The organism is Cypionkella sp., from assembly GCF_036782355.1.
In the GTDB taxonomy this organism is placed as follows: Bacteria; Pseudomonadota; Alphaproteobacteria; order Rhodobacterales; family Rhodobacteraceae; genus Cypionkella.
Genome location: NZ_DAIPZF010000001.1, coordinates 71,730 through 95,308 on the forward strand (window position 1 = coordinate 71,730; position 23,579 = coordinate 95,308).

A 23,579-nucleotide genomic window follows, 5' to 3' on the forward strand; every position below is an offset into this window, starting at 1 on the left:
TGCGGCAAGGTCGCCGCCAAAACACGGAGAGGTCTATGATAGCCCAAATCGCGATCGGCACGGCGCTTTTGTTGGTCAATATCACCATTGCAGCGGTGGCAGCGATGGTGCTGGAAGGCCTGTTGAGCCGCGCGCATGGCTGGATGCTGCGCGAGCCGCATCAGCCCAAGCTGGTGCTTTTGCTGGCGGGGGTGTCGCTTTGGATCTTGGGCGTGGTCACCGCTGGCGTTTGGGTCTGGGCCTTGGCCTATCTGCAACTGGGCGTGTTTGCCACGCTGGAAGAGGCGGTTTATTTCTCGCTGGTCAGCTTTACCACCTTGGGCTTTGGCGATGTGCTGTTGCAGCACAACTGGCGGCTTTTGGCGGGGATGGAGGCGACCAATGGCTTTTTGAACTTTGGTTTGCTGACAGCGCTTTTGATTGAGGGTCTGCGGCAGGTGCGTCTTGGGCAGATCGAGCATCGTCGCAAGCGGGTTTAGCGGCCTCTGCCTTGGCTGAGCAGAATGATCCCGCAGCCCACGATCACCGCCGAGCCGATCAGGGTCAGCGCATCGGGGCGTTCGCCAAACAGCGTATAGCCGACAATCAGCGCAAACAGCAGCCGCGTATAGCGAAACGGCGTCACCACCCCGACTTCGCCGGTGCGCATGGCACTGGTCAGGGCGGCATAGGCGGCGACCCCAAAGCAGGCAGCGCCGCAGGTATAGGCCAAGGCCAGCGGGCTGATTGCAGCGGGACCGCCGTTCAGCGTGATTAAAATCAGCCCCGAAAGCGCCAGCATCAAAAAGCCCGCGACCCCAAGCTGCGCATTGCTCAGGGCGGGCGGGGCTGCGCGGGTGGCCAAATCGCGGCCCGCAAAGCCCAAAAGCCCTGCCACGGCCAGCAGCGACAGCGCGCTAAAGCCCTCGACCCCCGGGCGGATGATGATCAAAACGCCCGCAAAGCCCGCAAGAATCAGCAACCAGCGCAACAGGCTGACTTTTTCGCCAAACAGCAGCGCCGCACCGCCAACCACCACCAAGGGCGTTGCCTGCAAGATCGCCGAGGCTTGTGAAATTGGCGTCAGTGCCAGCGCCAGTGCATAGAACACCCGGCCTACCACCTCGCTGCCCGAGCGCAGCGCCATGGTGCGCGACAGGATGCTGCGCGGCAACGGGGCCGCACCCTTGCGCAGCGCCAGTGCTGAAAACAGCGCCATGCCGATCAGCCCCATCAGCGCCAAGACCTCGCCCAGCGGCATCAGCTTGGCGGCAAGTTTCAAAAAGCTGTCTTCAAAGGCAAAGCCAAGCATGGCCAAAACCATCATCAGGCTGCCGCGCAGATTATCGGTCATTTCGGGCGGCGCTTTCTGGCTGTGGTGCTATCGCCCCGAAATCAGGGCGATAGGCTAAGGGACTGCCGTTCAGATCAGGCCGGCAAATTGCATTGCAGCCTTGATTTTTGCCTTGGTGCCATCGGTCAGACCGACCAGCGGCAGGCGCACATCCTCCGAGCAAAGCCCCAGCAAAGACAGGCCATATTTCGCGCCAACCAAGCCCGGCTCGATAAAGATCGCCTCGTGCAGCGGCATCAGGCGGTCTTGATAGGCCAGCGCCTTGGCGTAATCGCCTGCAAGGGTGGCCGCTTGGAATTCGGCGCACAGACGCGGAGCGACGTTGGCGGTGACCGAAATGCAGCCGGTGCCGCCATGGGCGTTAAAGCCCAAAGCGGTGGCATCTTCGCCCGACAGCTGGATGAAATCTGCGCCGCAGCTGCCGCGCTGCTGGCTGACACGCTCGATCTTGCCGGTGGCATCTTTGACCCCGATGATACGCGGCAGTTTGGCAAGCTGGCCCATGGTTTCGGGCGTCATGTCAACAACCGAGCGGCCCGGAATGTTATAGATCACGATCGGCAGCGTGCAGCAGTCGTGCAGGGCGGTGAAATGCGCGATCAGACCGGCTTGGGTCGGCTTGTTGTAATAGGGCGTCACCACCAGCGCCGCCGTCGCCCCGACCTTTTCGGCGTGGCGCATCAGCGAAAGACCCTCGGCGGTGTTGTTCGACCCAGCACCTGCAATCACCGGAATGCGGCCTGCAACGGTCTCGACCACCACTTCGATAACCTTTTGATGCTCTTCATGGCTGAGCGTCGGGCTTTCGCCAGTGGTGCCCACGGGAACCAAACCGTTCGATCCTTCGGCGATATGCCATTCGACAAGTTTCTTCAGCGTCACCAGATCAAGCTCGCCGTTTTTAAACGGCGTAACCAGTGCGGGAAGGGACCCTTTGATCATGGCACGCGTCTCCGATAGGGGGCATTTCTGAATCGCCCGATTGTGAACGGCTTCTACCTAACTGCCTGCGCGGCTTTTGCCAAGCATGGGCGTGGTTTCGCCGAAAGATCGGGCGTCTCACAGGCTTGTGGCTTGTGAGACCGTCGCATTTGCGGCAGAATTGTCGCATGAGCAGCAGCATAAACAAGATCGCAAAAGCGGTCACCCGAACCCTAAGTTTCCTTGTCCTGACCGCAAGCATGGCAACCATTGCGCGCGGTGATGCGACCGCATCGCTGGCGCAGGCGCTGAAGGCCGCCGATGCGGGCGATTGGACCACGGCCTTGCAGGCAGCACAGGGTGCAGGCCCATCGGGCGGCGATGTGATCTTGTGGCAATGGCTGCGCGATGGCCAAGGCAAGCTTGGCGATTACGAGGCGTTTTTGGCGCGTCATCCCGATTGGCCCGGCCTGCCGCTTCTGAAACAAAAGGGCGAGGTGGCGGTGGCCCGCTCGACCGATCCGGCGCGGGTCTTGGCCTATTTTGGCGCGGACAAACCCGGCACAGGCAAGGGTTCGGTCGCCATGGTGCAGGCGCTGATGGCGCAAGGCCGCAGCCAAGAGGCCGAGGCCGAGGCCTATCGCGGCTGGACCACGTTGAAGTTCGATGCCGCGGATGAATCGGCCATGCTTGCGCTGCAAGGCGAGGTGCTGAAGCTTGCGCATGAGGTGCGGCTGGACCGCATCCTATGGGACGGTGGCCGGCGTGCCGAGGCCGAGCGGATGCTGCCGCGGGTGTCCAAAGACTGGCAAGCGCTGGCCTTGGCCCGCATGGCCCTGCGCTCTGACAGCGCATCGGCGGTCAAGCTGACTTCGGCAGTGCCCAAGTCGCGGCTGGGCGATCCGGGGCTGGCCTATGAACGCTATACCTACCGCATGCGCGCCGACCGATATGATGATGCGGCCAAGCTGATCTTGCAGGTTTCAGACAGCAAACCGGCGCTGGGCGATCCTGCGGCTTGGGCCGGCAGGCGGGCTGATCTGGTGCGCATCTTGTTCCGGCAGGGCAAGGCCAAAGACGCCTATCGCGTCGCAGCAGGCCATCAGCTGACCGAGGCCGAGGGCGCTGATTATGCCGATCTGGAATTTCTGGCGGGCTTTGTCGCGCTGCGCGAGCTGAATGATCCGGCCTTGGCGGTCAAGCATTTCAAGCATTTGAAAACCGCCGTCGGCACCCCGATCAGTCTGGCGCGCGCCGATTACTGGATGGGCCGTGCGCTGGAGGCTGCTGGCGATAAGGCGGGGGCAACCGCAGCCTTTGCCCGCGCGGCGCAGTATCAAACCGCCTATTATGGCCTGCTTGCAGCAGAACATCTGGGCCTGTCGCTGGACCCCGCTTTGGTCAATGTGGGCGAGCCGGATGCAGGCTGGAAAACCGCCAGCTTTGCGCAGTCAAGCGTGCTTGCCGCCGCGCGTGCGCTGCTGGATGCAGGCGATCTGACGCTGGCTAAGCGGTTTTTCCTGCAAGTGGGCGAAACCCTGTCGGATAAGGAAATGTCCGATCTGGGTGATCTGGCGCTGCGCTTGGATCAACCGCATGTCGCGGTGCTGGTTGGCAAAGCTGCCGCCGAGCGCGGGTTGATCCTGCCACGCGCCTATTTTCCGGTGCCGGATTTCGTGCCCGACAATCTGCCCGTCAGCCGCGCGCTTGCCTTGGCAATCTCGCGGCGCGAAAGCGAATTTGACCCCAACGCCCGCAGCCATGCCGACGCGCGGGGGCTGATGCAATTGCTGCCCGCCACCGCGCAAATGGTGGCCAAGCAGCAGGGCGAAAGCTTTACCGCATCGCGGCTGACCACCGACCCTGCGTTTAACGTGCGCATGGGCTCGGCGTTTTTGGCCAAGCTGATTGGCGAACATGGCCCTTCGATTGCGCTGATTGCGGCGGGCTATAACGCGGGGCCGGGGCGGCCTCGGCAATGGATCGAGCGGTTTGGCGATCCGCGTGATCCGAAGGTTGATATTGTTGATTGGGTCGAAACCATCCCCTTTGGCGAAACCCGCACCTATGTGATGCGGGTCAGCGAAGGCGTGGTGATCTATCGCGGTCGGCTAAAAGGCGCCTCGACCCCAGTTCGGATTACTTCCGAGCTGACGGGTCGCTAAGCTTGGCCTCGTTCACCCTTTGCCGCCAAATGGTGAACAGCCCTGCCGCCACCACAATCGCCGCCCCCAAGATCACATGCGCCTTCAGGTCTTCGCCAAACACCACAATCGCCAGCGCCGAGGCAAAGGCCAGCTGGAAATAGGCAAAGGGCTGCACCGCAGAGGCTTCGGCGACGGCATAGGATTTGATGAACAGATTATGCCCGATCATCGCAGTGCAGCACAAAAGCGCCATCCAGCCCCAATCGGGCGCGGTCATCGGATGCATTGACCACAGGCCGATCGGCGTCATCGCGATGGCTCCGGTGATGCCTGTCCAGAAAAAGCTGACCGAGGCGCTGTCGCCGCGCGCCACCGACCGCGTCAGCAGCGCATAAAGCGCAAACAGCACCGCAGCCAGCAGCGGCACCAGCGCCCAAGGCGAAAACACCGCAAAGCCCGGCTGTAAAATCACCAGCACACCCAAAAAGCCAACGCCAATCGCGGCCCAGCGTCGCCAGCCGACCTTTTCGCCCAAAATCGGCCCCGACAGCGCCGCCACCACCAAAGGCGCGCAGGTAAACACCGCATGCGACTCGATCAGTCCCAGTTTGACAAACCCCAGCACCATCACACAGACCTCAAGCGCCAACAGCGGGCCACGGATCAGCTGAATGCCAAGATGATTGGTGGCAATCGCCGCGCGAAAGCCTTCGGGCGCGCGCGCGGCCATAATCGTGACCACGACGGCAAAGAACCAAAACCGCAGCATCACCACCATAAAGATCGAGTTATTGCTGCCCAGATGCCGCGAGATGCCGTCTTGCATCGCAAAGACAAAGGTTGTGGCGATCATCAGCCAAATGCCTGCGCGCAGGTTTTGGGTGGTTTTCATCTGGCTCATAGCGCTGCCTTTGTGTGTCGGTTGGTGTGCCACAGCGCATAAATCCCTGCCGCAACGATCAGGGCGGTGCCTGCCACCATAGCAGGGGCAACGGTTTCGCCATAAAGGCTGACCCCGATGATCGAGACAAAGACGATCTGCAAATAGGCAAAGGGCTGCACCGAAGAGGCCTCGGCCACCTCGTAGCATTTCAGCAAAAGCCAATGCGAAAAGATCGAGATACAGGCATAGATCAGCAAGAACCCAAGGTCAGCACCTTGGATCGGCTGCCAATTCGGCAGGCCAATCGCCGTGATGATCACAGCCCCAATCACTCCGGGCCAGAACAGCGCCGGAAAGGTCGCCTCGTCGCGCGTGGTCAGGCGGGTCAGCACCGAATATGTCGCAAAACTAAAGGCGGCGGCCAGCGGCAACAGCGCGGCCCAACTGAACACCCCCACCCCCGGCTGTAGGATGATCAGCACCCCGATCAACCCCGTGGCCACCGCAGCCCAGCGTTGCCAACTTAGCCTCTCGCCCAAGATTGGGCCGGAGAGGGCGACCACCAGCAGCGGGCAGACCGCAAAGATGGCATGCGAATGGATCAGGCCAATCTGGGTATAGCCGTAAACGATGATGCAAATCTCGGCCACCAAAAGGACTGAGCGGATCACATGCGCGCCCAAATGGCTTGAGCGCACCGCCGCGCGCAGACCTTCGGGACGCCGCAGCGCCAAGATCAGCACAAAGCCCGCAAAGAACCAATAGCGCACCATAATCACCATCAAGGTGTTATAGCTTTCCGCCAAATGCCGCGAAAATCCATCTTGGGCGGCAAAGGCGGCAACAGCCGCGATCATCAAAAAGATGCCGCGACGCGGGTTCGATTTCATGCCAGCACTCCGGTGGACATATGACGTTTGCGCCCGTGTCCGGCGCGGCGTTCTACGCTAAAGCCTGCATCCGCCAAGCCACGGCGCACATGGCCTGCGGCGGTGTAGGTGGCGAATGTGCCCTTGGACGCCGTGTGCAGGCCCACTTGCGCCAAAATCTCGGGCGACCATAGTTCGGGGTTTTTGGCGGGCGAAAACCCATCCAGAAACCACGCATCGGCCTTACCTTGCCAAAGCGCCAGAGTGTCGCGCGCATCGCCAAGGATGATCTCGGCCGTGACATTGCCCAGTGTCAGCGTGGTCTGCCCCGCCGCCCATTGCTGCAAAAACGGCTCGGCAATCGCGCGGGCTTGCGGGAAATGATCCAGCGCGCGGGCGATGTCTGCTGCGGCCAGCGGAAAGGCTTCAAAGCTGGTGAACCGGATGGCTTGGGCGGGGTTCAGCAAACACAGCGCCAGCAGATTCAGCCCGGTGCCAAAGCCCAGTTCGGCAATATGAAAGCCATCGCGCAGCCGCGCCGGTAGATCATTGCCCGCCAAAAACACATGCCGCGTTTCCGCCAGCCCGTCGTTCATGGAAAAATACGGGTCATTGAATTGCGTCGAGACCGGGATCACCCCGTCTTTCCAGTCAAGCTTGCTCTGTTCGGGGGGTGTCATTTGTCTTATGCCTTGGGTCAAACGGACCATGGATAAGGCAGGCGCGAATGGCAAGAGTTGATCTGACAGTGCGGGGGGCAGGGATCTTCGGGCTGTCGATGGCTTGGGCGGCTGTAAAGCGCGGCGCAAAGGTGCGGGTGATCGAGACGGCGCATATCGGCGCGGGGTCTTCGGGCGGGATTGTCGGCGCACTTAGCCCGCATGTGCCCGAAAACTGGAATGAAAAGAAGGCGTTCCAGCTGGAAAGCCTGCTGATGGCCGCCGCGTGGTGGGGCGGGGTGACGGCGGCCTCGGGGATGGACACAGGCTATGGCGCTGTCGGGCGGTTGCAGCCCTTGGCCGATCAGGCGGCGGTCGATCTGGCGCGGGCCCGCGCGCTGACGGCAGCTGATCTGTGGCAGGGCCGTGCGGACTGGCGGGTGCTGCCCGCAACCGGGGCTGCTTGGGAGCCCGTCTCGCCCTCGGGGTTTTTGGTGCAAGATACGCTAAGTGCGCGGCTGCATCCGCGCATGGCCGCGCAGGCCTTGGTGGCGGCCTTGCAATCGGCGGGGGCCGAGGTGGTGATCGGCGAGGCCGCAGATCAAGGCGCGGTGGTTTGGGCCACGGGGGCGGCAGGCTTGCAAGCGCTGTCGCAGGATCTGGGCCGCGTGGTCGGCTCTGGCGTCAAAGGTCAAGCGGCGCTGTTGCGGTTTGACGCGCAAGATCTGCCGCAGCTTTTTGTCGATGGGCTGCATCTGGTGCCACATGCCGATGGCACGGTGGCGATTGGATCGACCTCGGAAAACCGCTTTGACGATGGCGCTGCCGTTGACGCCCAGCTTGAGGCGCTGATCGCCAAGGCGCGGGCCGCCCTGCCGGTGCTGGCGCAGGCCGAGGTGATCGAGCGTTGGGCGGGCGTGCGGCCAAGGGCCAGCACGCGCGCGCCGCTGATCGGCGCATGGCCCGGGCGGGCGGGGCATTTCGTGCTGAACGGTGGCTTTAAGATCGGCTTTGGCATGGCGCCAAAACTGGCCGAGGTGATGGCCGATCTGGTGCTGACCGGCCAAGATGCCATCCCCGAAGGCTTTCGGCTGTAGCGATTAATGCGCCAACAGATCGCGGACCATCGGGATGACCTTTTCGCCGTAAAGCTCCAGACATCTTAGCAAATGCCCATGCGACACCGGCCCCGTGGCATATTTCAGATCAAAGCGCTGCACCTTTAGATCGCGGATGGTGGCGGCAATCTTGCGCGCCACGGTCTCGGGGGATCCGACATAAAGCGAGCCGTGGCGGATCTCGTTCAGATAGTTTTCCTTGGTGGTCGGCGGCCAGCCCCGCTCGCGGCCAATACGGCCAAACATGCTTTGATAGGCGGGCCATTGCAGCTCGATCGCCTCTTCATCCGTGGCCGCAACAAAGCCGGGGGAATGAATGCCGATCGGGCGGGTTGGCCTGTCAAGCTGCGCCACGGCGCGATGATACAGGTCAATATAGGGCGCAAAGCGGCGCGGGTCGCCGCCGATGATCGCCAGCATCAGTTGCAGGTCTTGCCGCACCACCCGCACCACGGATTCAGGGCTGCCGCCAACCCCGACCCAAGTCACCAGACCCTCTGGCCCCAGCGGTGGATAGACCACTTGATCGGTCAACGGTCCACGAATTTGCCCCGCCCAAGTCAGGCTGGGCTGGCGCACAAGCTGGGCAAAGATGTCCAGCTTTTCCTCGAACAAAACCTCGTAATCCTCCAGCCGATGGTCAAACAGGCCATAGCTTTCGGTGAAAGACCCACGGCCCAAGATCACCTCGGCGCGGCCATGCGACAGCGCGTTCAGGGTGGAAAAGCGTTGAAACACCCGAATGGGGTCATCGGTTGACAGCACCGTCACCGCAGAGCCCAAACGAATATGGCTGGTGCGGCCTGCGATGGTGGCCAGCACAATCTCGGGCGCAGAAATCGCGAAATCGGCGCGATGATGTTCGCCAAGACCTATAAAGTCGATGCCCAGCTGATCGGCCACAACCGCCTGTTCAACGACATCGCGCAGCACCTGATCCATCGGCAGCGCCAGGCCCTGCGCGTCTTGGGTCACATCGCCAAAGCTGTCTAGGCCAAGTTGGATCATCGCAAAGGCTCCTGTGCAAAGACCCTAAGCATAGGCGCTTGGCTGCGCGCTGAGAAGTCCGCAGCAGCGCACAGCCCTTGTTCAGCCGATATAGGCGCGCAAAGCCGCTTCGGTGCCGTGATCGCGGATCATCGCCACTTGGGCGGCAAAGCTGGCGGCAAAGATCGGATGTTCAGCCAGATCGCCATAGATCGCCCGCTGTTCAAGCCAAAGCTGCGGCTTTGTCTGCGCCGGTTTTGCAATGGCCTGCAATGTATCCCAACTTGGATCATTGGGCGCAATCACCGTGCCGTTGTCCGACACACCGGCGCAATAGCGGCACCACAGCGCCGAAACCAGCGCCAAACCATCGCAAGATTTCCCCTGCGCCAGCGCATCGCGCAAAGCGGGCACGATGAACTTGGGCTGGCGGTTCGAGCCATCCAGACACAGCCGCCGCTCGGTATCGGCGACCTCGGGGTTGGAGAAACGCTCGACGATCTTGGCGTAATAGCCGGCCAGATCGGTGTTTGGCACCGGCTGCACCGTCGGAATAATCTCGGTCAACTCCAGCTTGTTCAAAAAGCCCAAGATCAGCGGATGCGCCATGGCTTCATGCACATATTCAATGTCCAGCAGCCCGCCAGGATAGGCGATTGTGGCATGGCCGCCGTTCAGAATGCGGATCTTCATCGCCTCATAGGCATGGACATGCGGGGTGAAGGTGACGCCGACCTGTTCCAGCGGCGGGCGGCCTGCGGGAAAGCTGTCTTCCAGCACCCATTGCCGGAACGGCTCGCAGGTCACGGGCACCGGATCGCTGACACCAAAAGCCTGCGCCATCGCGCGCTCGCGCGGGCCGGTGGCGGGGGTAATGCGGTCAACCATGCCGTTTGGAAAGGCGACATTGGCCTTGATCCAATCGGCCAGCGTCGGGTCTGACAGCCGCGCAAGGCTGACCACGGCAGATTGTGCGACATGGCCGTTGCCGGGCAGATTGTCGCAAGACATCACGGTAAAGGGCTGGATTCCTGCCGCACGGCGCAGCTTTAACGCGGCGATGATCGCGCCAAAAGCCGTGCGATGCGGGTTTGCGGCATCGGCGATGATCTCGGGGTCGGTGGGGTCAAAGGCACCTGTGGCGGGGTCGATGAAATAGCCGCCCTCGGTCACCGTTAGCGACACAATGCGGATTTCAGGCCGCGCCATCGCCGCGATCAGCGCGGCATTGTCGTCTTGCACTGGCACAAAGTCGATCATCGCGCCAATGCGCCGCGCCGATTTGCCTGCGGGATCAAGTTCGATCACCGTGGACAGACAGTCTTGCGCGATCAGCGCCTCGCGCATGGCGGCGTCGCCTGCGCGCACGCCTGCGCCGATAATCGCCCAATCCTGCGCCAGACCCATCGCAAACAGATCGTCCAGATAGACCGCCATATGCGCACGGTGAAAGTTGCCCAAGCCGATATGCACGATGCCCGCTGTCAGCGCGCTGCGGTCATAGCGGGGCAGGGCCATGGTTTGTGAAGCTTTATTCATAGTCATGCCATCCAATTCCCACCATCGACACCAAAGCATTGCGCGACGATGTATTCTGCCTCGGGGGTCGCAAGGAAAACCGCCATTCCGGTCAGATCGCCTGCGCGACCCATCCGGCCAAAGGGCACCGCCTCGCCGACCAGTTTCTTTTTCTCACCGGCTTTGCGGTTTTCATATTTGGCGAAAAACGCATCGACCCCGTCCCAATGATCGCCATCCACCACACCGGGCGCGATAGCATTGACGTTGATGCCGTGGCGGATCAGATCCAGCCCCGCCGATTGCGTAAACGAGATCACCGCCGCCTTGCTGGCGCAGTAAACGCCAACCAGCGCCTCGCCGCGCCTGCCGGCTTGGCTGGCCATATTGATGATCTTGCCGCCCTGACCGCGTGCCACCATATGGCGGGCGGCGGCTTGGGTGCAAAAGATCGTGCCGGCCAGATTGACAGCGAACAAACGGTCATAATCGGCGCGGGTGATCTCGGCAATGGGCGCGGCTGAAAACAGCGCCGCGTTGTTGATCAAGATATCCAACTGCCCCATCTGGGCAATCGCCGCGTCAAAACCGGCGTCGATCGAGGCCTGTGCGGTGACATCCATCTGAATGCCAATCGCCTGCGGGCCAAGCTCGGCCGCTGCTTTTGCCACCGCCTCGGCGTTGATATCGGCAAGGGCGACCCGCGCGCCTTCGGCAATGTAGGCCCGCGCAAATTCAAGACCGATGCCGCGCGCAGCCCCGGTGATCAGCGCTGTTTTGCCAGCAAGTCTCATACCAATGCCTTTCCGTCGGGGCCAAAGCGGTGCAGTTTGGCCATCATCGGGGCAAGACCGATCTTATCGCCATGCCGCAGCGTCAGATCACCGTCGGCGCGCAGGGTGATCGGGTCCATGCCTTCGACCGCGATCTTCAAAAAGGTGTCAGAGCCAAGCCGTTCGGCCAGACCAACCACGCCTTGCCACGGCCCATCTGGATCAATCAGCAGATGTTCGGGGCGAATGCCAATGGTGCTGGCGTTATGCTTGGCGGCTTCGGGGCCGGTGATCAGGTTCATCTTGGGCGAGCCGATAAAGCCCGCAACAAAGACGTTGGCGGGGGAGTGATAAAGCTCCATCGGGCTGCCGACCTGTTCGATCCGGCCCGCTTGTAGCACCACGATCTTATCGGCCATGGTCATCGCTTCGACCTGATCATGGGTCACATAGATCATCGTGGTTTTCAGCGTCTGATGCAGTTCCGAGATTTCCTGCCGCATATTGACCCGCAGGGCTGCGTCAAGGTTCGACAGCGGTTCATCGAACAAAAACGCCAAAGGTTCGCGCACAATCGCCCTGCCAATCGCCACGCGCTGGCGCTGCCCGCCCGAAAGCTGCCCGGGTTTGCGGTCCAGATAGTCTGTCAGGTTCAGCACCTTGGCCGCATTGGCCACACGCGCTTCGGCCTCGGCCGGATCCATCCCCGCCATTTTCAGCGGGAACATGATGTTTTTGCGCACGCTCATATGCGGATAAAGCGCATAGGACTGAAACACCATCGCAAGGCCACGCTTGGCGGGCGGCAGGTCAGTGGCGTCTTTGCCGTCGATCTGAATGCTGCCCGAGGTGGTATCCTCTAGCCCTGCAATCAGCCGCAGCAAAGTGGATTTGCCACAGCCCGAAGGCCCGACAAAGACCACGAATTCGCCGTCGTTGATTTCCAGATCAATCGAAGGGATCACATCGACGTCGCCGAAGGATTTATGAACGGAATTTAGGGTTATCTTGCCCATTTTGACCTCACTTCACCGCGCCGAAGGTCAAGCCCCGGACGAGTTGTTTCTGGCTGAACCAGCCAAGGATTAGGATAGGAGCGATGGCCATTGTGCTGGCCGCGGAAAGCTTGGCGTAAAACAGCCCCTCGGGTGAGGAATAGCTGGCGATGAACTGTGTCAGCGGTGCCGCCTTGGAGGTGGTCAGTTGCAGCGTCCAGAACGCCTCGTTCCAAGCAAGGATGATGTTCAAAAGCATGGTCGAAGCGATGCCCGGCACGGCCATTGGCGTCAGGATATACAGGATTTCCGAGCGTAGATTTGCGCCATCCATCCGTGCGGCTTCCAGAATTTCGCCAGGGATTTCCTTGAAATAGGTATAAAGCATCCAGATCACGATCGGCAGATTGATCAGCGTCATCACGATGACAAGCCCTGTGCGGGTGTCCAGCAAATGCAGGTCGCGAAAGATCAGATACATCGGCACCAAAACCCCCACAGCGGGCATCATCTTGGTCGACAGCATCCACATCAACAGATCCTTGGTGCGCTTGCCCGGCACAAAGGCCATGGCCCAAGCCGCAGGGATCGCAATCGCCAGCGCCAGCAGCGTCGAGCCAACCGAAAGCACCACCGAGTTCAGGAAAAACCGCGTATAGTTAGACCGTGTCTGCACCTCGGCGTAGCTTTCCAGACCCCAAGGGGCCGCCAGCATTTGAAACGGTGATTTGATCGCATCGGCTTCGGATTTAAAGCTCATCAAAAAGATCCACAGGATCGGAAAGAAGATCAAAAACCCGATGGTCCAAGCCAAGACTGTCATCGCCAGCTTGCGATTTGTAGTGATTTTGCGCGCCATGGCTCAGGCCTCCAGGTTCTTGCCAATCATCCGCATCAGGAAGAAGGCAACGATGTTTGCGAGGATGACGGCCATGATGCCACCAGCGGAGCCGCCGCCTACGTCATAGCTGAGCAAGGATTGCGCATAGACAAGGTAGGTCAGGTTGGTGGTTGCTGTGCCCGGTCCACCATTGGTGGTGACAAGGATTTCAGCAAAGACCGACAGCAGAAAGATAGTTTGAATAAGGATCACCACAGTGATCGCGCGGGTCAGATGCGGCAGCGTCAGATAGCGAAACCGCGCCAGAACCGAAGCGCCATCCATCTCGGCGGCCTCTTGTTGCTCGCGGTCGAGACTTTGCAGCGCCGTCAGCAGGATCAGCGTTGAAAACGGCAGCCAAGCCCAAGCCACAATGCCGATGATCGACAATAGCGGCGATTGCGCCAGAAAATCATAGGGCGTCCAGCCAAGCGCCTTGGCGATATGGGCGAACATGCCGTTGACGGGGTTCATGAACATATTCTTCCACACCAGCGCCGAAACCGTGGGCATGACGAAGAAGGGTGCGATCACCATGATGCGGACAATGCCTTGACCCCACATCGGTTGATCCAGCAGCAGCGCCAGCGCAATGCCGCCAAAAATCGTGATCGTCAGCACGCCCAGCACCAGCGCGATGGTGTTCCAAAGCGCGGTCCAAAACGCGGCATTGGTCAGGAAATAGTAGTAGTTATCGAAACCTGCAAAACTCTCCATCCCGGGGTTCAGCAGGTTGTAACGCAGGAACGAGAAATAGATCGTCATCCCCAGCGGCACGATCATCCACAGCAAAAGCAGGATAACGGCGGGTGAAACCATCAGGCGCGCAGCGATGCGAGAATGGGCGGTGGCCATCGGGGGCTCCTTCGGGCAGTGGCGCTTTGGGGAATAAAAAAGGGTGCGGGGCCGCCTTGGGAGGTTCGGCCCCGCAGATCAGCAGGCTTACTTAATGTAGCCAGCTTTGGTCATTTCAGTCTTGGCCAACTCTTGGCTTGCCGCCAAAGCATCGTCCAGCGAGGTCGTGCCAGCAAGCGCTGCCGAGAACTGCTGGCCGGTTGCCGTTGCCATGCCCTGGAATTCAGGAATAGCGACAAACTGCACGCCGACATAAGGCACCGGATCCACGGTTGGGTTGGTTGGATCAGCCGAGTTGATGCTGTCCAGCGTCATCTTGGCGAAAGGCACCTTTTGATACTCGGGGTTCTCGTAAAGCGAGGTCCGGGTTCCTGGTGGCACGTTTGCCCAGCCCTCTTTCGAGGCGACAAGCTGGGTATACTCTTTCGAGGTTGCCCAAGCGACAAAGGTCTTGGCCGCGTCTACTTTCTCGGTGCCAGCTGGAATGGCCAAGGACCAAGCCCAAAGCCAGTTGCTGCGCTTGCCCAGACCGTTGTCGGGTGCCAAAGCAAAGCCCATTTTATCCGCAACCTGGCTGTCTTTGCCGGTCACGAAAGAGGCCGCAACCGTGGCGTCGATCCACATGCCGCAATGGCCGGTCTGCATCAGCGAGAGGTTCTCGTTAAAGCCGTTGTTCGACGCACCTGGAGGGCCGTAGTTGTTCATCAGCTCGAGGTAATCGGTCAGCGTTGCTTTCCAAGCCGCGCCGTCGAACTGTGGGTTCCAGCTTTCGTCAAACCACTTGGCGCCATAAGAGTTCGACATGGCGGTCAAGAAGGCCATGTTCTCGCCCCAGCCGGCCTTGCCGCGCAGGCAGATGCCATACTGTTCTTTCGACTTGTCGGTCATCGCAGCCGCTGCGGCTTTGATGTCTGCCCAAGTTGGTGCGTCTGGCATGGTCATGCCAGCGGCTTCCATCAGGTCTTTGCGGTACATCACCATCGAAGATTCGCCGTAGAAAGGCGCTGCATAAAGCTCGCCATCAACGGTCAGACCGCCAGCGATTGCGGGCAGAAGGTCAGCTTTGTCCCATTCTGCGGGCAGATCATTCAGGCCAACCAGCCAGCCTTGCTTGCCCCAGATTGGAACCTCATAGGTGCCGATGGTCAGCACATCGAACTGGCCGCCTTTGGTGGCGATGTCGGTGGTGACTTTCTGGCGCAGAACGTTCTCTTCCAAGGTGACCCAATCGACTTTGATGTCGGGGTTCTTGGCGTAAAAGTCGTCCATCAGGCCTTGCATACGGATCATGTCGCCGTTGTTTACGGTTGCAACAGTGATCGTCGTTTCGGCTGCCGCAGCCCCCGCGAGGGTAAGCAGAGCCGTCGCGCCAAGCAGCGCGCGGAGCGTCTTATTCATGGTATTCCTCCCTAAGCAGCGAATGAGCAAATCATCGCTTACTGGGTAATTGCTCACATCAGCATGTGATTCGTCAACCCCAGACTTTCGCTGCAGTTGCATCCTATGGAGGCGGTAAAAGCCCTAGTTTAATGCCAGAATCGCGCGCGCCGTATCCTCGTCTGTCACAAGGCTGTTGACGATGCGACCTAGCAGGGCGGCATGAATGGCGCGCACCTTATTGGCCCCTGCGGCCACGGCGATCACCGGTTTGGATTGCCCTGCCTCGACCTGAACGCCGCCGACCAAAGCATTGCGCGGCGTGTCGATATAGCGGCCTTTGGCGTCATAGACCCAACTGCCAATTTCCCCAGCTGCGCCCAAAGCTTGCAGCTCGGCCAGCACCTCGGCCGAGACAAAGCCATCCATCGCAAGTGGGGCATCCCGCCCCATTTGACCGACACCCACAAAGGTCACATCGGCGCGGCGGGCCAAGTCAAACACCGTCTGCACCGGACGCAGCCGCATAAAGAACGCCCGCTCTTCCGGCGTGTCAGAAATCACCGGAACTGGCATCGGATAATAGGGGGCCATCAGCTTTTCTGCGATGCGGCTAATCACATCAAATAAAGTGGCCGACCCATCTGGAGAAATATTACCAAGCAGGGAAACGATGCGATGTTGCGGCGCTTGTTCCGAAGGCGTGAACTGTTCTGCCATCGCCCGCAGCGCCCGACCCGTGCCAAAGGCGATCACTTGCGGGTCTGGCAGGCGCAAATAGCGCTCTAGCTCGGCCGCCGCGGCAGGCGCAATCGCGCGCGCGGCATCTGCGCCTGCGCCAATGCTGGGGGCGACACGGCAGCGCAATAGGCCAAAGCGATCACAAAGCGCGCTTTCCAGATCAAAGCAGGCGCCGATCTTATGGTTCAGGCGCACATGGATCAGCCCCTCGGCCATAGCGCGGCTGACAAGACGCTGGGCGCGTTGCCGCGAAATCCCCAGCTCGGAGGCGATTTGATCCTGCGTCATGCCGCCGACATAATAAAGCCAGCCCGCGCGGGCGGCGTCGTCGGTCAGGCTGGGTTCTGCGTCTGCTCGGCTCATTGGGGCACCTTCAATTCGGGCGCAATTTGGTAGAATTCTGCAAAGGATGCAAACCGCAAGTCGGGGCGGGCGTCTTCGGGTTCCTCGGGCAGATGGTTTTTCAGATGACTGCCGCCGGTAAAGCGCCAAACCGCCATGCCTGCCGCACGCGCCGCGCGAATGCCGGTCAGGCTGTCTTCAATCACCAAACAGCGGGCAGGATTCGCGCCCATTTGTGTCGCCGCGTGCAAGAACAGATCTGGCGCGGGCTTGCCCTTGGCCACCATGGTCGAGGTGAAAAGCCCGTCCCCCACCAAATGCCCCAGCCCGACCATCGCCAGCGATTTCGCCGCACGCATCGGGCTTGACGAGGTGGCAATGCAATAGGGCAGGCGCAGCGCTGCAATCACCTCGGCCACATGCGGCATCACTTGCAGCTCGGTCTCAAAGGTTTGCAGCAGCTTGGCGCGGTAGTTGGCCTCGAACTCGCTGGGCAGGGTCAAGTGAAACTCGCGCCGAATGGTTTCCATCACGGTTGGATAGCTGCGGCCCAGAAAGTGGCGCGCGACATAGGCAAGGTCGATCTCGACCCCCAGCTTGGCCAGCTCGGCGATCAGCATATTGGCCGAGATGATTTCAGAATCGATCAAGACTCCGTCGCAATCAAAGATCACCAGATCAAACATCAGAACAAAGCCTTTAGCTGGGCAGTATCAATGCCGGGCACGATATGCCCCGCGGGTTTAAAGCTGGGCGTGTCTTCGCCCGCGACGATGGCATTGACCACCGATTCCTCGACCGCCTGCACCGCTGCCATATAAAGCGGATCTATCATCTCGCCATTGATCTCGGTCTTGGTCAGAACCGCGCCTGCGTGCTGCGGCATCGGGCCGGGGTTGGCGGTAGACAGCGCCAAAAAGATATCGCCCGAAGAATTGCCCCCCGCCGTGCCACCCCGACCAATGCCGATGGCGGCGCGTTTGGCGACTTGGCGCAGCGACAGCCCCGACAGCGGCGCATCGGTGATCAGCACCACGATGATTGACCCCATTTCCTTTTGCGGCAGTGCGGGCAGGGGGTCTGTCAGCGGCATCAGCGCACCGATGGCGCGGCCCAAAATCTGAAAATCGGCGCGGCGGCCATGGTTGGCCTGCACCAAAGCGCCGATGGTATAGGTTTGATCCCCGATGACAAACCGGCGCGACGCGGTGCCGGTGCCCGCCTTGAACTGATAGGCGATCATGCCGGTGCCACCGCCCGCGGCCCCCTCGGCCACGGGGCCAAAGCTTGCCGCCTCTAGCGCTGCGATGGTATGCTCTGGGGTGACATGAAAGGCGTTGATGTCATTGAGCACGCCATCATAGGTTTCGGCCACCACGGGCATCGCCCAGCCATGTTCGGTGTCAAAAAACTGGGCATATTGGCGCAGCATCCATTTTGACGCCCCATGATGCACAGCCCCGACGCCGTGGGTATTGGTGATGCAAATCGGCCCAATCATATAGCCCGCATCGTCGATCCAATGCGTGCCCGTCATCTCGCCATTGCCATTCAGCGCATAATGCCCCGCCCAAACCGGCACCGGCAGGCCTGCATCATCGCGCGGGCGAATGGCGGTGACGCCGGTGCAGATGCCGCATTCGGGATCGCGCAACGTGGTCATGCCAACCCGCACGCCTGCCACATCGGTGATGGCGTTCAGCGGGCCGGTTTGCCCGGCGAAAGGCAGACCCAGATCGCGGGCGCGCGGTTTTGACATTAGGGCCTCCCTTGGCTTTGACGTATCAAGCACTTCGGGGCGGTTGGCCGCAAGGGCCTAGCCCGCGCAGCGCAGGGATTGCTGGGCACCCGCCAAGGCGCTGACCGCGTTTATGATGAAATCGGCTTTCTCATCCGGCATCAGCGCCGAGAAATTCAGCCGCGTAAAGCCGGGCTTGTTGGTCTCGTCACCCGACAGGATCGCTGCGCGCATTTGATCCGAGGTTGCGCGGTCGATGCCCAGCAGGCGGTGGCCGTAGGGCCCTGCACAGGCGCAGCCGCCACGGGCTTGGATGCCATACTGATCGGACAGCGCGCGGGTAAAGACCTGCGGATCGACATAGCCTTGCGGCGCTTTGATCAGCAGCGAAAAGATCGGCAGGCGCGGCGCTGTGGCATGGCCCAGAATGGTGATTGCAGGCTGCGCCGCCCAAGCCGTGCGGGCGCGCTGCAGGTGGGCCGCGTGGCGCGCGTCGATATAATCCTGCCCGATGGCGTCTTTGACCATAAAGGCCAAGGCGGCACGAATGTCGCCGATGACATTGGGCGTGCCCGCCTCTTCGCGCGCCTCGACATCACTGGCGTAATCATGCCCCCAAGGCGAGACAAAGCGCACCGTGCCGCCGCCGGGTTGGCTGGGCTTGGCGCGTGCAAGCGCCGATTTACGCAGGATCAAGACGCCCGAAGCCGCAGGCCCGCCGATGAACTTATGCGCTGAAACCGCGACCACATCTTTGCGCGCATCGCCTGCGCCCATCGAGATCGCGATATAGGGGCCAGCGCCGGCATAATCCCAAACCGCCAGCGCGCCATGCGCCTTAAGCAGCCGCGTCACCGCATCGGTGTCGGTCAGAATGCCCGAAACGTTCGAGGCCGCCGAGAAACTGCCAATCGTCAGCGCGCCCTTGGGGGCCTGTTGCAGGGCGCGCGCAAGCTCGGCCAGATCGGGGCCTCCGCTGGCGGCCTCGGCAATCTCGATCACCTCGGCACCGCTTTCGCGCCAGGGCAGAATGTTGGAGTGATGCTCGTAGGGGCCAATAAACACCTGCACGGCGCGGCCTGCGGCAACCGCTTCGGGCAGGCCCAGCAAGGCCACCGTCCGGTTCAACCCCGAGGTCGCCCCCGACCCCGAAAAGATCGTGGCGCAATCGTCGCCCGCGCCACACAGCCGCGCAATGCTTGCCCGCGCGGCCTCGCGCAGCTGCGTGACAGAGGCACCACAAAACGACGCTTCGGAATGGCTGTTGGCGTAAATCGGCAAGACCTCTTCCAGCACGAAATCTTCTACCATCCGCAGCGCGCGGCCCGAGGCGACATAATCGGCATAAACCAATGTGCGGGTGCCATAGGGCGTGTCAAAGCGCCGGCCTTCGCCAATCGTGCCTTCGCGCAGCCGCGCGATCAGATCGGGCGCGGCAAGAGTTTTTGAAAAACGGGCAAGGGGATGGGTCATCTGCGGGCCTTTGATCAGGGATAGGCTGATCGTATTGCGAAAGCTTTGGCGAAATTCCCCCTATTTTTCCCAAAATATACCCATATAATGGCTCATATGAACGAATATGGTGGCAATAATGGATCAAATTGATCGCAGCCTTCTGCGTGCCTTGCAGCGCGATGGGTCGTTGTCGCAGCGTGATCTGGCCGATCAGGTTGGCATGTCACAAAATGCCTGCGGGCGGCGGCTAAAGGCCTTGCAAGAGGCCGGCGTCATCAAAGGCTATACCATTCGGCTGGACGCAAAGGCGGTGGCGCTGGGCCTGACGGTTTTTGTGATGATCCGCACGCGCCACCATTCCAAGGTCTGGCTCGACAGCTTTCGCAAAGAAGTCTCGGCCATTCAAAATGTGGTGGATTTCTACCGTATCGCTGGGGATTACGACTATATGTTGAAGGTCATTGCCGAAGATATGAATGATTTCGACCGCGTCTATCAGCGCCTGATCGCGCGGTTGGATCTGGATGCGGTGACATCGCTGATCACGATGGAGCAGATTGCCGACAATCGCGATTGGCCGGTGTAAGCGCGCCTCGCTTTAGCGAATGACGCTGGCCTGACGGATGCTGTCGGTGATCTGGCCAAATTGGCTGGCCAGCGGGTTTGACTTGCGCCAGATCATGCCGATGGTGCGGCTGGGGCGCGGGGCGGCCAGCCTTGCGGTCGAAACCGGAGCAGATCGGGTTTCGATCGTCAGCGCCATCTCGGGGATCAGCGTCACGCCAATGCCTGCGCCCACCATCTGCACCAAGGTTGTCAGCGACGACCCCTCCATCAGATCGCGCGGCAGGCTGGCGGCGGTGTTGCAATAAGACAGCGCCTGGTCGCGAAAACAGTGCCCTTCTTCCAATAGCAAAAGCCGCATCGCGCGCAGGGTGTCGGGGCTTGGCACCGGGCGATCTGCATCGGCAAGCGCGCGCACCAGCACGAATTCTTCGTCAAACAGCCGTTCCTCGACAAGACTGGGTTCAGAAATTGGCAGCGCCACAATCGCCATGTCCAGACGCCCGGCAATCAGATCTTCGATCAGCCGCTGCGTGATCGCCTCGCGCGGGCGCAGGTCCAGCCCGGGGTAGCGCGCCATCAGGCCTTGCATCACATGCGGCAGGAAATAGGGCGCGATGGTCGGGATAACCCCCAAGCGCAGCCGCCCCACCAAAGGCCCCGAAGAGGCGCGCGCCAAATCGCCCAATTCATCCACCGCACGCAAAATATCGCGCACCCGCAGCGCAAAATCCTCGCCCAAGGCGGTCAGTCGGATCTGCCGCGCCCCGCGCTCGATCAGCGGCGCGCCCAAGAGCGCCTCTAGCTCTTTCATCTGAAGGGAAAGCGCAGGCTGCGAAATTGCGCAGACATCGGCCGCACGGCCAAAATGACCCTGCTGCGCCAAAGCCTCGAAATAGCGCAAATGCCGAATGGTGATCCCTATCATAAGCGCAGCATATCGACGATATTAGAAAATGCAAATTTTCATTATCGACCAGAGCTGTTAGCCTGTGCAGGACGGCGGCTTTTGGCCGCTTGAAGTTTTCACAAAATCGGAGACGGCAATGGACGGAAACGATCGCGCTTCGGGCGGCAAATGCCCTGTGATGCATGGGGCCAATACGGTGACCAGTGCGTCAAACACCGCTTGGTGGCCAAAATCGCTGAACCTTGACATCTTGCACCAGCAAGACAGCAAGACCAATCCGATGGGCCCCGATTTCAACTATCGCGAAGAGTTGAAAAAACTGGATGTCGAGGCTTTGAAGGCCGACCTCAAGGCGCTGATGACCGAAAGCCAAGACTGGTGGCCGGCAGATTGGGGCCATTACGGCGGCTTGATGATCCGGATGGCGTGGCACTCGGCTGGATCCTATCGTTTGGCCGATGGTCGCGGTGGCGCGGGTAAGGGCAATCTGCGCTTCGCGCCGCTGAACTCTTGGCCAGACAACGTCAACCTTGATAAGGCGCGCCGCCTGTTGTGGCCGATCAAGCGGAAATATGGCAATAAAATCAGCTGGGCCGATCTGATGATCTTGGCGGGCAACATGGCTTACGAGTCGATGGGCCTGAAGATCTTTGGCTTTGGCTTTGGCCGCGAAGACATCTGGCACCCCGAAAAAGACACCTATTGGGGCGCTGAAAAAGAATGGCTGGCCCCCTCGGACAGCCGCTACGGCGATCTGGACAATCCGGCCACCATGGAAAACCCGCTTGCCGCCGTGCAAATGGGCTTGATCTATGTGAACCCCGAAGGCGTGAACGGCAAATCCGATCCGATGAAAACCGCCGCCCAAGTGCGCGAAACCTTTGCGCGCATGGCGATGGATGACGAAGAAACCGTGGCGCTGACCGCAGGCGGCCATACCGTCGGCAAGGCGCATGGCAATGGCGATGCAAGCCTGATCGGTGCCGCCCCCGAAGCCGCCGCTTTGGAAGAGGCCGGCATGGGTTGGAGCAATCCAACCGGCAAAGGCAAGGGCCGCGACACCGTCAGCTCGGGCATCGAAGGCGCTTGGACCACGAACCCGACGCAATGGGACAACGGCTATTTCTATCTTTTGTTCACATACGACTGGGAACTGACCAAATCCCCCGCAGGTGCCAGCCAGTGGCAGCCGATCAACATCAAGGAAGAAGACAAGCCGGTTGACGTCGAAGACCCGTCGATCCGCCTGATGCCGATGATGACCGATGCCGATATGGCGATGAAGGTCGACCCGATCTATCGCGCGATTTCAGAAAAGTTCTACAAAGACCCCGCCTATTTCAGCGATGTCTTTGCACGGGCTTGGTTCAAACTGACCCACCGCGATATGGGGCCGCGCGCCAATTACATCGGGCCGGATGTGCCAAGCGAAGACCTGATCTGGCAAGATCCAATCCCCGCGGGCCGCACCGATTACGACGTGGCGGCGGTCAAAGCCAAGATTGCGGCGGCGGGGCTTTCGGTCTCGGATATGGTCAGCACGGCTTGGGATTCGGCGCGCACCTATCGCGGCTCGGATCAGCGCGGCGGTGCCAATGGCGCGCGCATTCGTCTGGCGCCGCAAAAGGATTGGGCGGGTAATGAACCCGCACGTCTGGCGCGGGTGCTGGCGGCTTTGGAGCCCATCGCAGCGGCCACCGGCGCAAGCCTTGCCGATGTGATCGTGCTTGCGGGCAATCTGGGGGTCGAGATGGCCGCCAAGGCAGCGGGTGCCACGATCACGGTGCCTTTCGCGCCGGGTCGCGGTGATGCCACGGCCGAGCAGACCGACGCAGACTCCTTTGATGTGCTGGAACCCTTGGCCGATGGCTATCGCAACTGGCTGAAGGCCGATTACGCCGTCAGCGCCGAAGAGCTGCTGCTGGATCGTACCCAGCTGATGGGCCTGACTGCGCATGAGATGACCGCGCTGATCGGCGGTATGCGGGTGATCGGCACCAACCACGGCGGCACCGCACATGGTGTCTTCACCAATCGGGCGGGCGCTTTGACCACCGATTTCTTCGTGGCCCTGACCGATATGACCTACACATGGCACGCCACCACCGATGGTCATTACGAGCTGCGCAACCGCGCGACCGGGGCGATGGAGTGGACGGCGACGCGGGTTGATCTGGTGTTCGGGTCAAACTCGATCCTGCGCGCCTATGTCGAGGTTTACGCCCAAGACGACGGCCAAGAAAAGTTCCTGCGCGATTTCGTCGCTGCATGGACCAAAGTGATGAACGCCGATCGCTTCGATCTGGTGTGATGATAACGCCTCTTCCCGCTTTGCGGGGAGAGGCCATCCAGACGCCTGTTCAGATGCGGATTTTGTGCCGCCTTTGCTTTTTTAAGTGTAAAGATGATTGCAGCTTAGGACCGCGATCAATTTTGAATAGTGAGCGTTTTGGAGGGAAATTTGTCGATCCCAGATTATCAGACTTTGATGTTGCCCGTTTTAGAGATTGCCGC

At 60.7% G+C, this 23,579-nt stretch carries 22 protein-coding genes; 5 read left to right on the forward strand and 17 right to left on the reverse strand.

What is annotated here, in order from left to right; genetic code table 11:
- Window positions 1-35 precede the first annotated feature (35 nt).
- Window positions 36-479 carry a potassium channel family protein gene (locus V7Q10_RS00345; protein WP_333867033.1) on the forward strand — a complete coding sequence of 148 codons (444 nt, stop codon included), beginning with the start codon at window positions 36-38 and terminating at the stop codon, window positions 477-479.
- On the opposite strand, the gene V7Q10_RS00350 is transcribed toward V7Q10_RS00345, so the two are convergent.
- Together V7Q10_RS00350 and dapA are read right to left on the reverse strand one after the other, a co-directional pair.
- Window positions 476-1,333 carry a DMT family transporter gene (locus V7Q10_RS00350; protein ID WP_333867034.1) on the reverse strand — a complete coding sequence of 286 codons (858 nt, stop codon included), beginning with the start codon at window positions 1,331-1,333 and terminating at the stop codon, window positions 476-478. The two genes, V7Q10_RS00345 and V7Q10_RS00350, sit on opposite strands and share 4 nt — an antisense overlap.
- Before the next feature lie 69 nt (window positions 1,334-1,402).
- Window positions 1,403-2,275 carry a 4-hydroxy-tetrahydrodipicolinate synthase gene (dapA, locus tag V7Q10_RS00355; protein WP_333867035.1) on the reverse strand — a complete coding sequence of 291 codons (873 nt, stop codon included), beginning with the start codon at window positions 2,273-2,275 and terminating at the stop codon, window positions 1,403-1,405.
- Window positions 2,276-2,442: 167 nt separating this feature from the next.
- On the opposite strand from dapA, the gene V7Q10_RS00360 reads away from it, so the two are divergent.
- On the forward strand, window positions 2,443-4,419 hold the full coding sequence (locus V7Q10_RS00360; protein ID WP_333867036.1) for a lytic transglycosylase domain-containing protein: 1,977 nt from the start codon (window positions 2,443-2,445) through the stop codon (window positions 4,417-4,419).
- On the opposite strand, the gene V7Q10_RS00365 is transcribed toward V7Q10_RS00360, so the two are convergent.
- The 3 genes from V7Q10_RS00365 to mnmD are packed head-to-tail and all read right to left on the reverse strand — an operon-like array spanning window position 4,394 to window position 6,833.
- Window positions 4,394-5,302: a DMT family transporter gene (locus tag V7Q10_RS00365; RefSeq protein ID WP_333867037.1), complete on the reverse strand. Its 909-nt coding sequence runs from the start codon at window positions 5,300-5,302 to the stop codon at window positions 4,394-4,396. The two genes, V7Q10_RS00360 and V7Q10_RS00365, sit on opposite strands and share 26 nt — an antisense overlap.
- The gene (locus tag V7Q10_RS00370) at window positions 5,299-6,174 is read right to left on the reverse strand and encodes a DMT family transporter (protein WP_333867038.1); all 876 of its coding nucleotides are present in this window, start codon (window positions 6,172-6,174) and stop codon (window positions 5,299-5,301) included. Before V7Q10_RS00370 ends, V7Q10_RS00365 begins: the two co-directional genes overlap by 4 nt.
- Window positions 6,171-6,833 carry a tRNA (5-methylaminomethyl-2-thiouridine)(34)-methyltransferase MnmD gene (gene mnmD / locus V7Q10_RS00375; RefSeq protein WP_333867039.1) on the reverse strand — a complete coding sequence of 221 codons (663 nt, stop codon included), beginning with the start codon at window positions 6,831-6,833 and terminating at the stop codon, window positions 6,171-6,173. The genes V7Q10_RS00370 and mnmD overlap by 4 nt, the downstream gene beginning before the upstream one ends.
- A 47-nt stretch (window positions 6,834-6,880) precedes the next feature.
- Between mnmD and V7Q10_RS00380 the strand changes: the two genes are divergently transcribed.
- On the forward strand, window positions 6,881-7,909 hold the full coding sequence (locus V7Q10_RS00380; protein ID WP_333867040.1) for an NAD(P)/FAD-dependent oxidoreductase: 1,029 nt from the start codon (window positions 6,881-6,883) through the stop codon (window positions 7,907-7,909).
- Window positions 7,910-7,912: 3 nt separating this feature from the next.
- Here V7Q10_RS00380 and V7Q10_RS00385 read toward each other — a convergent pair whose 3' ends face one another.
- The 11 genes from V7Q10_RS00385 to V7Q10_RS00435 all read right to left on the reverse strand — a co-directional run bounded on the left by V7Q10_RS00385 (window position 7,913) and on the right by V7Q10_RS00435 (window position 19,609).
- Entirely contained in the window at window positions 7,913-8,938 is a 1,026-nt protein-coding gene (locus V7Q10_RS00385) for an LLM class flavin-dependent oxidoreductase (protein ID WP_333867041.1), read from the reverse strand.
- A gap of 81 nt (window positions 8,939-9,019) precedes the next feature.
- Entirely contained in the window at window positions 9,020-10,456 is a 1,437-nt protein-coding gene (locus V7Q10_RS00390; RefSeq protein WP_333867042.1) for a mannitol dehydrogenase family protein, read from the reverse strand.
- A 2-nt stretch (window positions 10,457-10,458) separates the two neighbouring features.
- Window positions 10,459-11,229: an L-iditol 2-dehydrogenase gene (locus V7Q10_RS00395; protein ID WP_333867043.1), complete on the reverse strand. Its 771-nt coding sequence runs from the start codon at window positions 11,227-11,229 to the stop codon at window positions 10,459-10,461.
- On the reverse strand, window positions 11,226-12,224 hold the full coding sequence (locus V7Q10_RS00400) for an ABC transporter ATP-binding protein (protein WP_333867044.1): 999 nt from the start codon (window positions 12,222-12,224) through the stop codon (window positions 11,226-11,228). Before V7Q10_RS00400 ends, V7Q10_RS00395 begins: the two co-directional genes overlap by 4 nt.
- A 7-nt stretch (window positions 12,225-12,231) precedes the next feature.
- Window positions 12,232-13,062, reverse strand: a complete 831-nt coding sequence (locus V7Q10_RS00405; protein ID WP_333867045.1) for a carbohydrate ABC transporter permease — start codon at window positions 13,060-13,062, stop codon at window positions 12,232-12,234.
- 3 nt (window positions 13,063-13,065) lie between these two features.
- On the reverse strand, window positions 13,066-13,938 hold the full coding sequence (locus tag V7Q10_RS00410; RefSeq protein ID WP_333867046.1) for a carbohydrate ABC transporter permease: 873 nt from the start codon (window positions 13,936-13,938) through the stop codon (window positions 13,066-13,068).
- Between the two features lie 87 nt (window positions 13,939-14,025).
- Window positions 14,026-15,336, reverse strand: coding sequence for an ABC transporter substrate-binding protein (locus V7Q10_RS00415; protein WP_333867047.1), 1,311 nt, complete (start codon window positions 15,334-15,336; stop codon window positions 14,026-14,028).
- A gap of 123 nt (window positions 15,337-15,459) precedes the next feature.
- Complete coding sequence (locus V7Q10_RS00420) at window positions 15,460-16,419, reverse strand: sugar-binding transcriptional regulator (protein WP_333867048.1); 960 nt, start codon at window positions 16,417-16,419, stop codon at window positions 15,460-15,462.
- Window positions 16,416-17,084, reverse strand: a complete 669-nt coding sequence (locus tag V7Q10_RS00425; RefSeq protein WP_333867049.1) for an HAD family hydrolase — start codon at window positions 17,082-17,084, stop codon at window positions 16,416-16,418. Before V7Q10_RS00425 ends, V7Q10_RS00420 begins: the two co-directional genes overlap by 4 nt.
- Window positions 17,084-18,157 (reverse strand): P1 family peptidase, encoded by a 1,074-nt coding sequence (locus V7Q10_RS00430; protein WP_333867050.1) that lies wholly within the window; start codon window positions 18,155-18,157, stop codon window positions 17,084-17,086. Before V7Q10_RS00430 ends, V7Q10_RS00425 begins: the two co-directional genes overlap by 1 nt.
- Before the next feature lie 57 nt (window positions 18,158-18,214).
- Window positions 18,215-19,609 (reverse strand): aminotransferase class V-fold PLP-dependent enzyme, encoded by a 1,395-nt coding sequence (locus V7Q10_RS00435; protein WP_333867051.1) that lies wholly within the window; start codon window positions 19,607-19,609, stop codon window positions 18,215-18,217.
- A 106-nt stretch (window positions 19,610-19,715) separates the two neighbouring features.
- On the opposite strand from V7Q10_RS00435, the gene V7Q10_RS00440 reads away from it, so the two are divergent.
- Complete coding sequence (locus V7Q10_RS00440; protein WP_333867052.1) at window positions 19,716-20,177, forward strand: Lrp/AsnC family transcriptional regulator; 462 nt, start codon at window positions 19,716-19,718, stop codon at window positions 20,175-20,177.
- Window positions 20,178-20,189: 12 nt separating this feature from the next.
- Here V7Q10_RS00440 and V7Q10_RS00445 read toward each other — a convergent pair whose 3' ends face one another.
- Window positions 20,190-21,083: a hydrogen peroxide-inducible genes activator gene (locus tag V7Q10_RS00445; RefSeq protein WP_333867053.1), complete on the reverse strand. Its 894-nt coding sequence runs from the start codon at window positions 21,081-21,083 to the stop codon at window positions 20,190-20,192.
- 118 nt (window positions 21,084-21,201) lie between these two features.
- On the opposite strand from V7Q10_RS00445, the gene katG reads away from it, so the two are divergent.
- Window positions 21,202-23,376 (forward strand): catalase/peroxidase HPI, encoded by a 2,175-nt coding sequence (katG, locus tag V7Q10_RS00450; RefSeq protein WP_333867054.1) that lies wholly within the window; start codon window positions 21,202-21,204, stop codon window positions 23,374-23,376.
- Window positions 23,377-23,579: the final 203 nt, after the last annotated feature.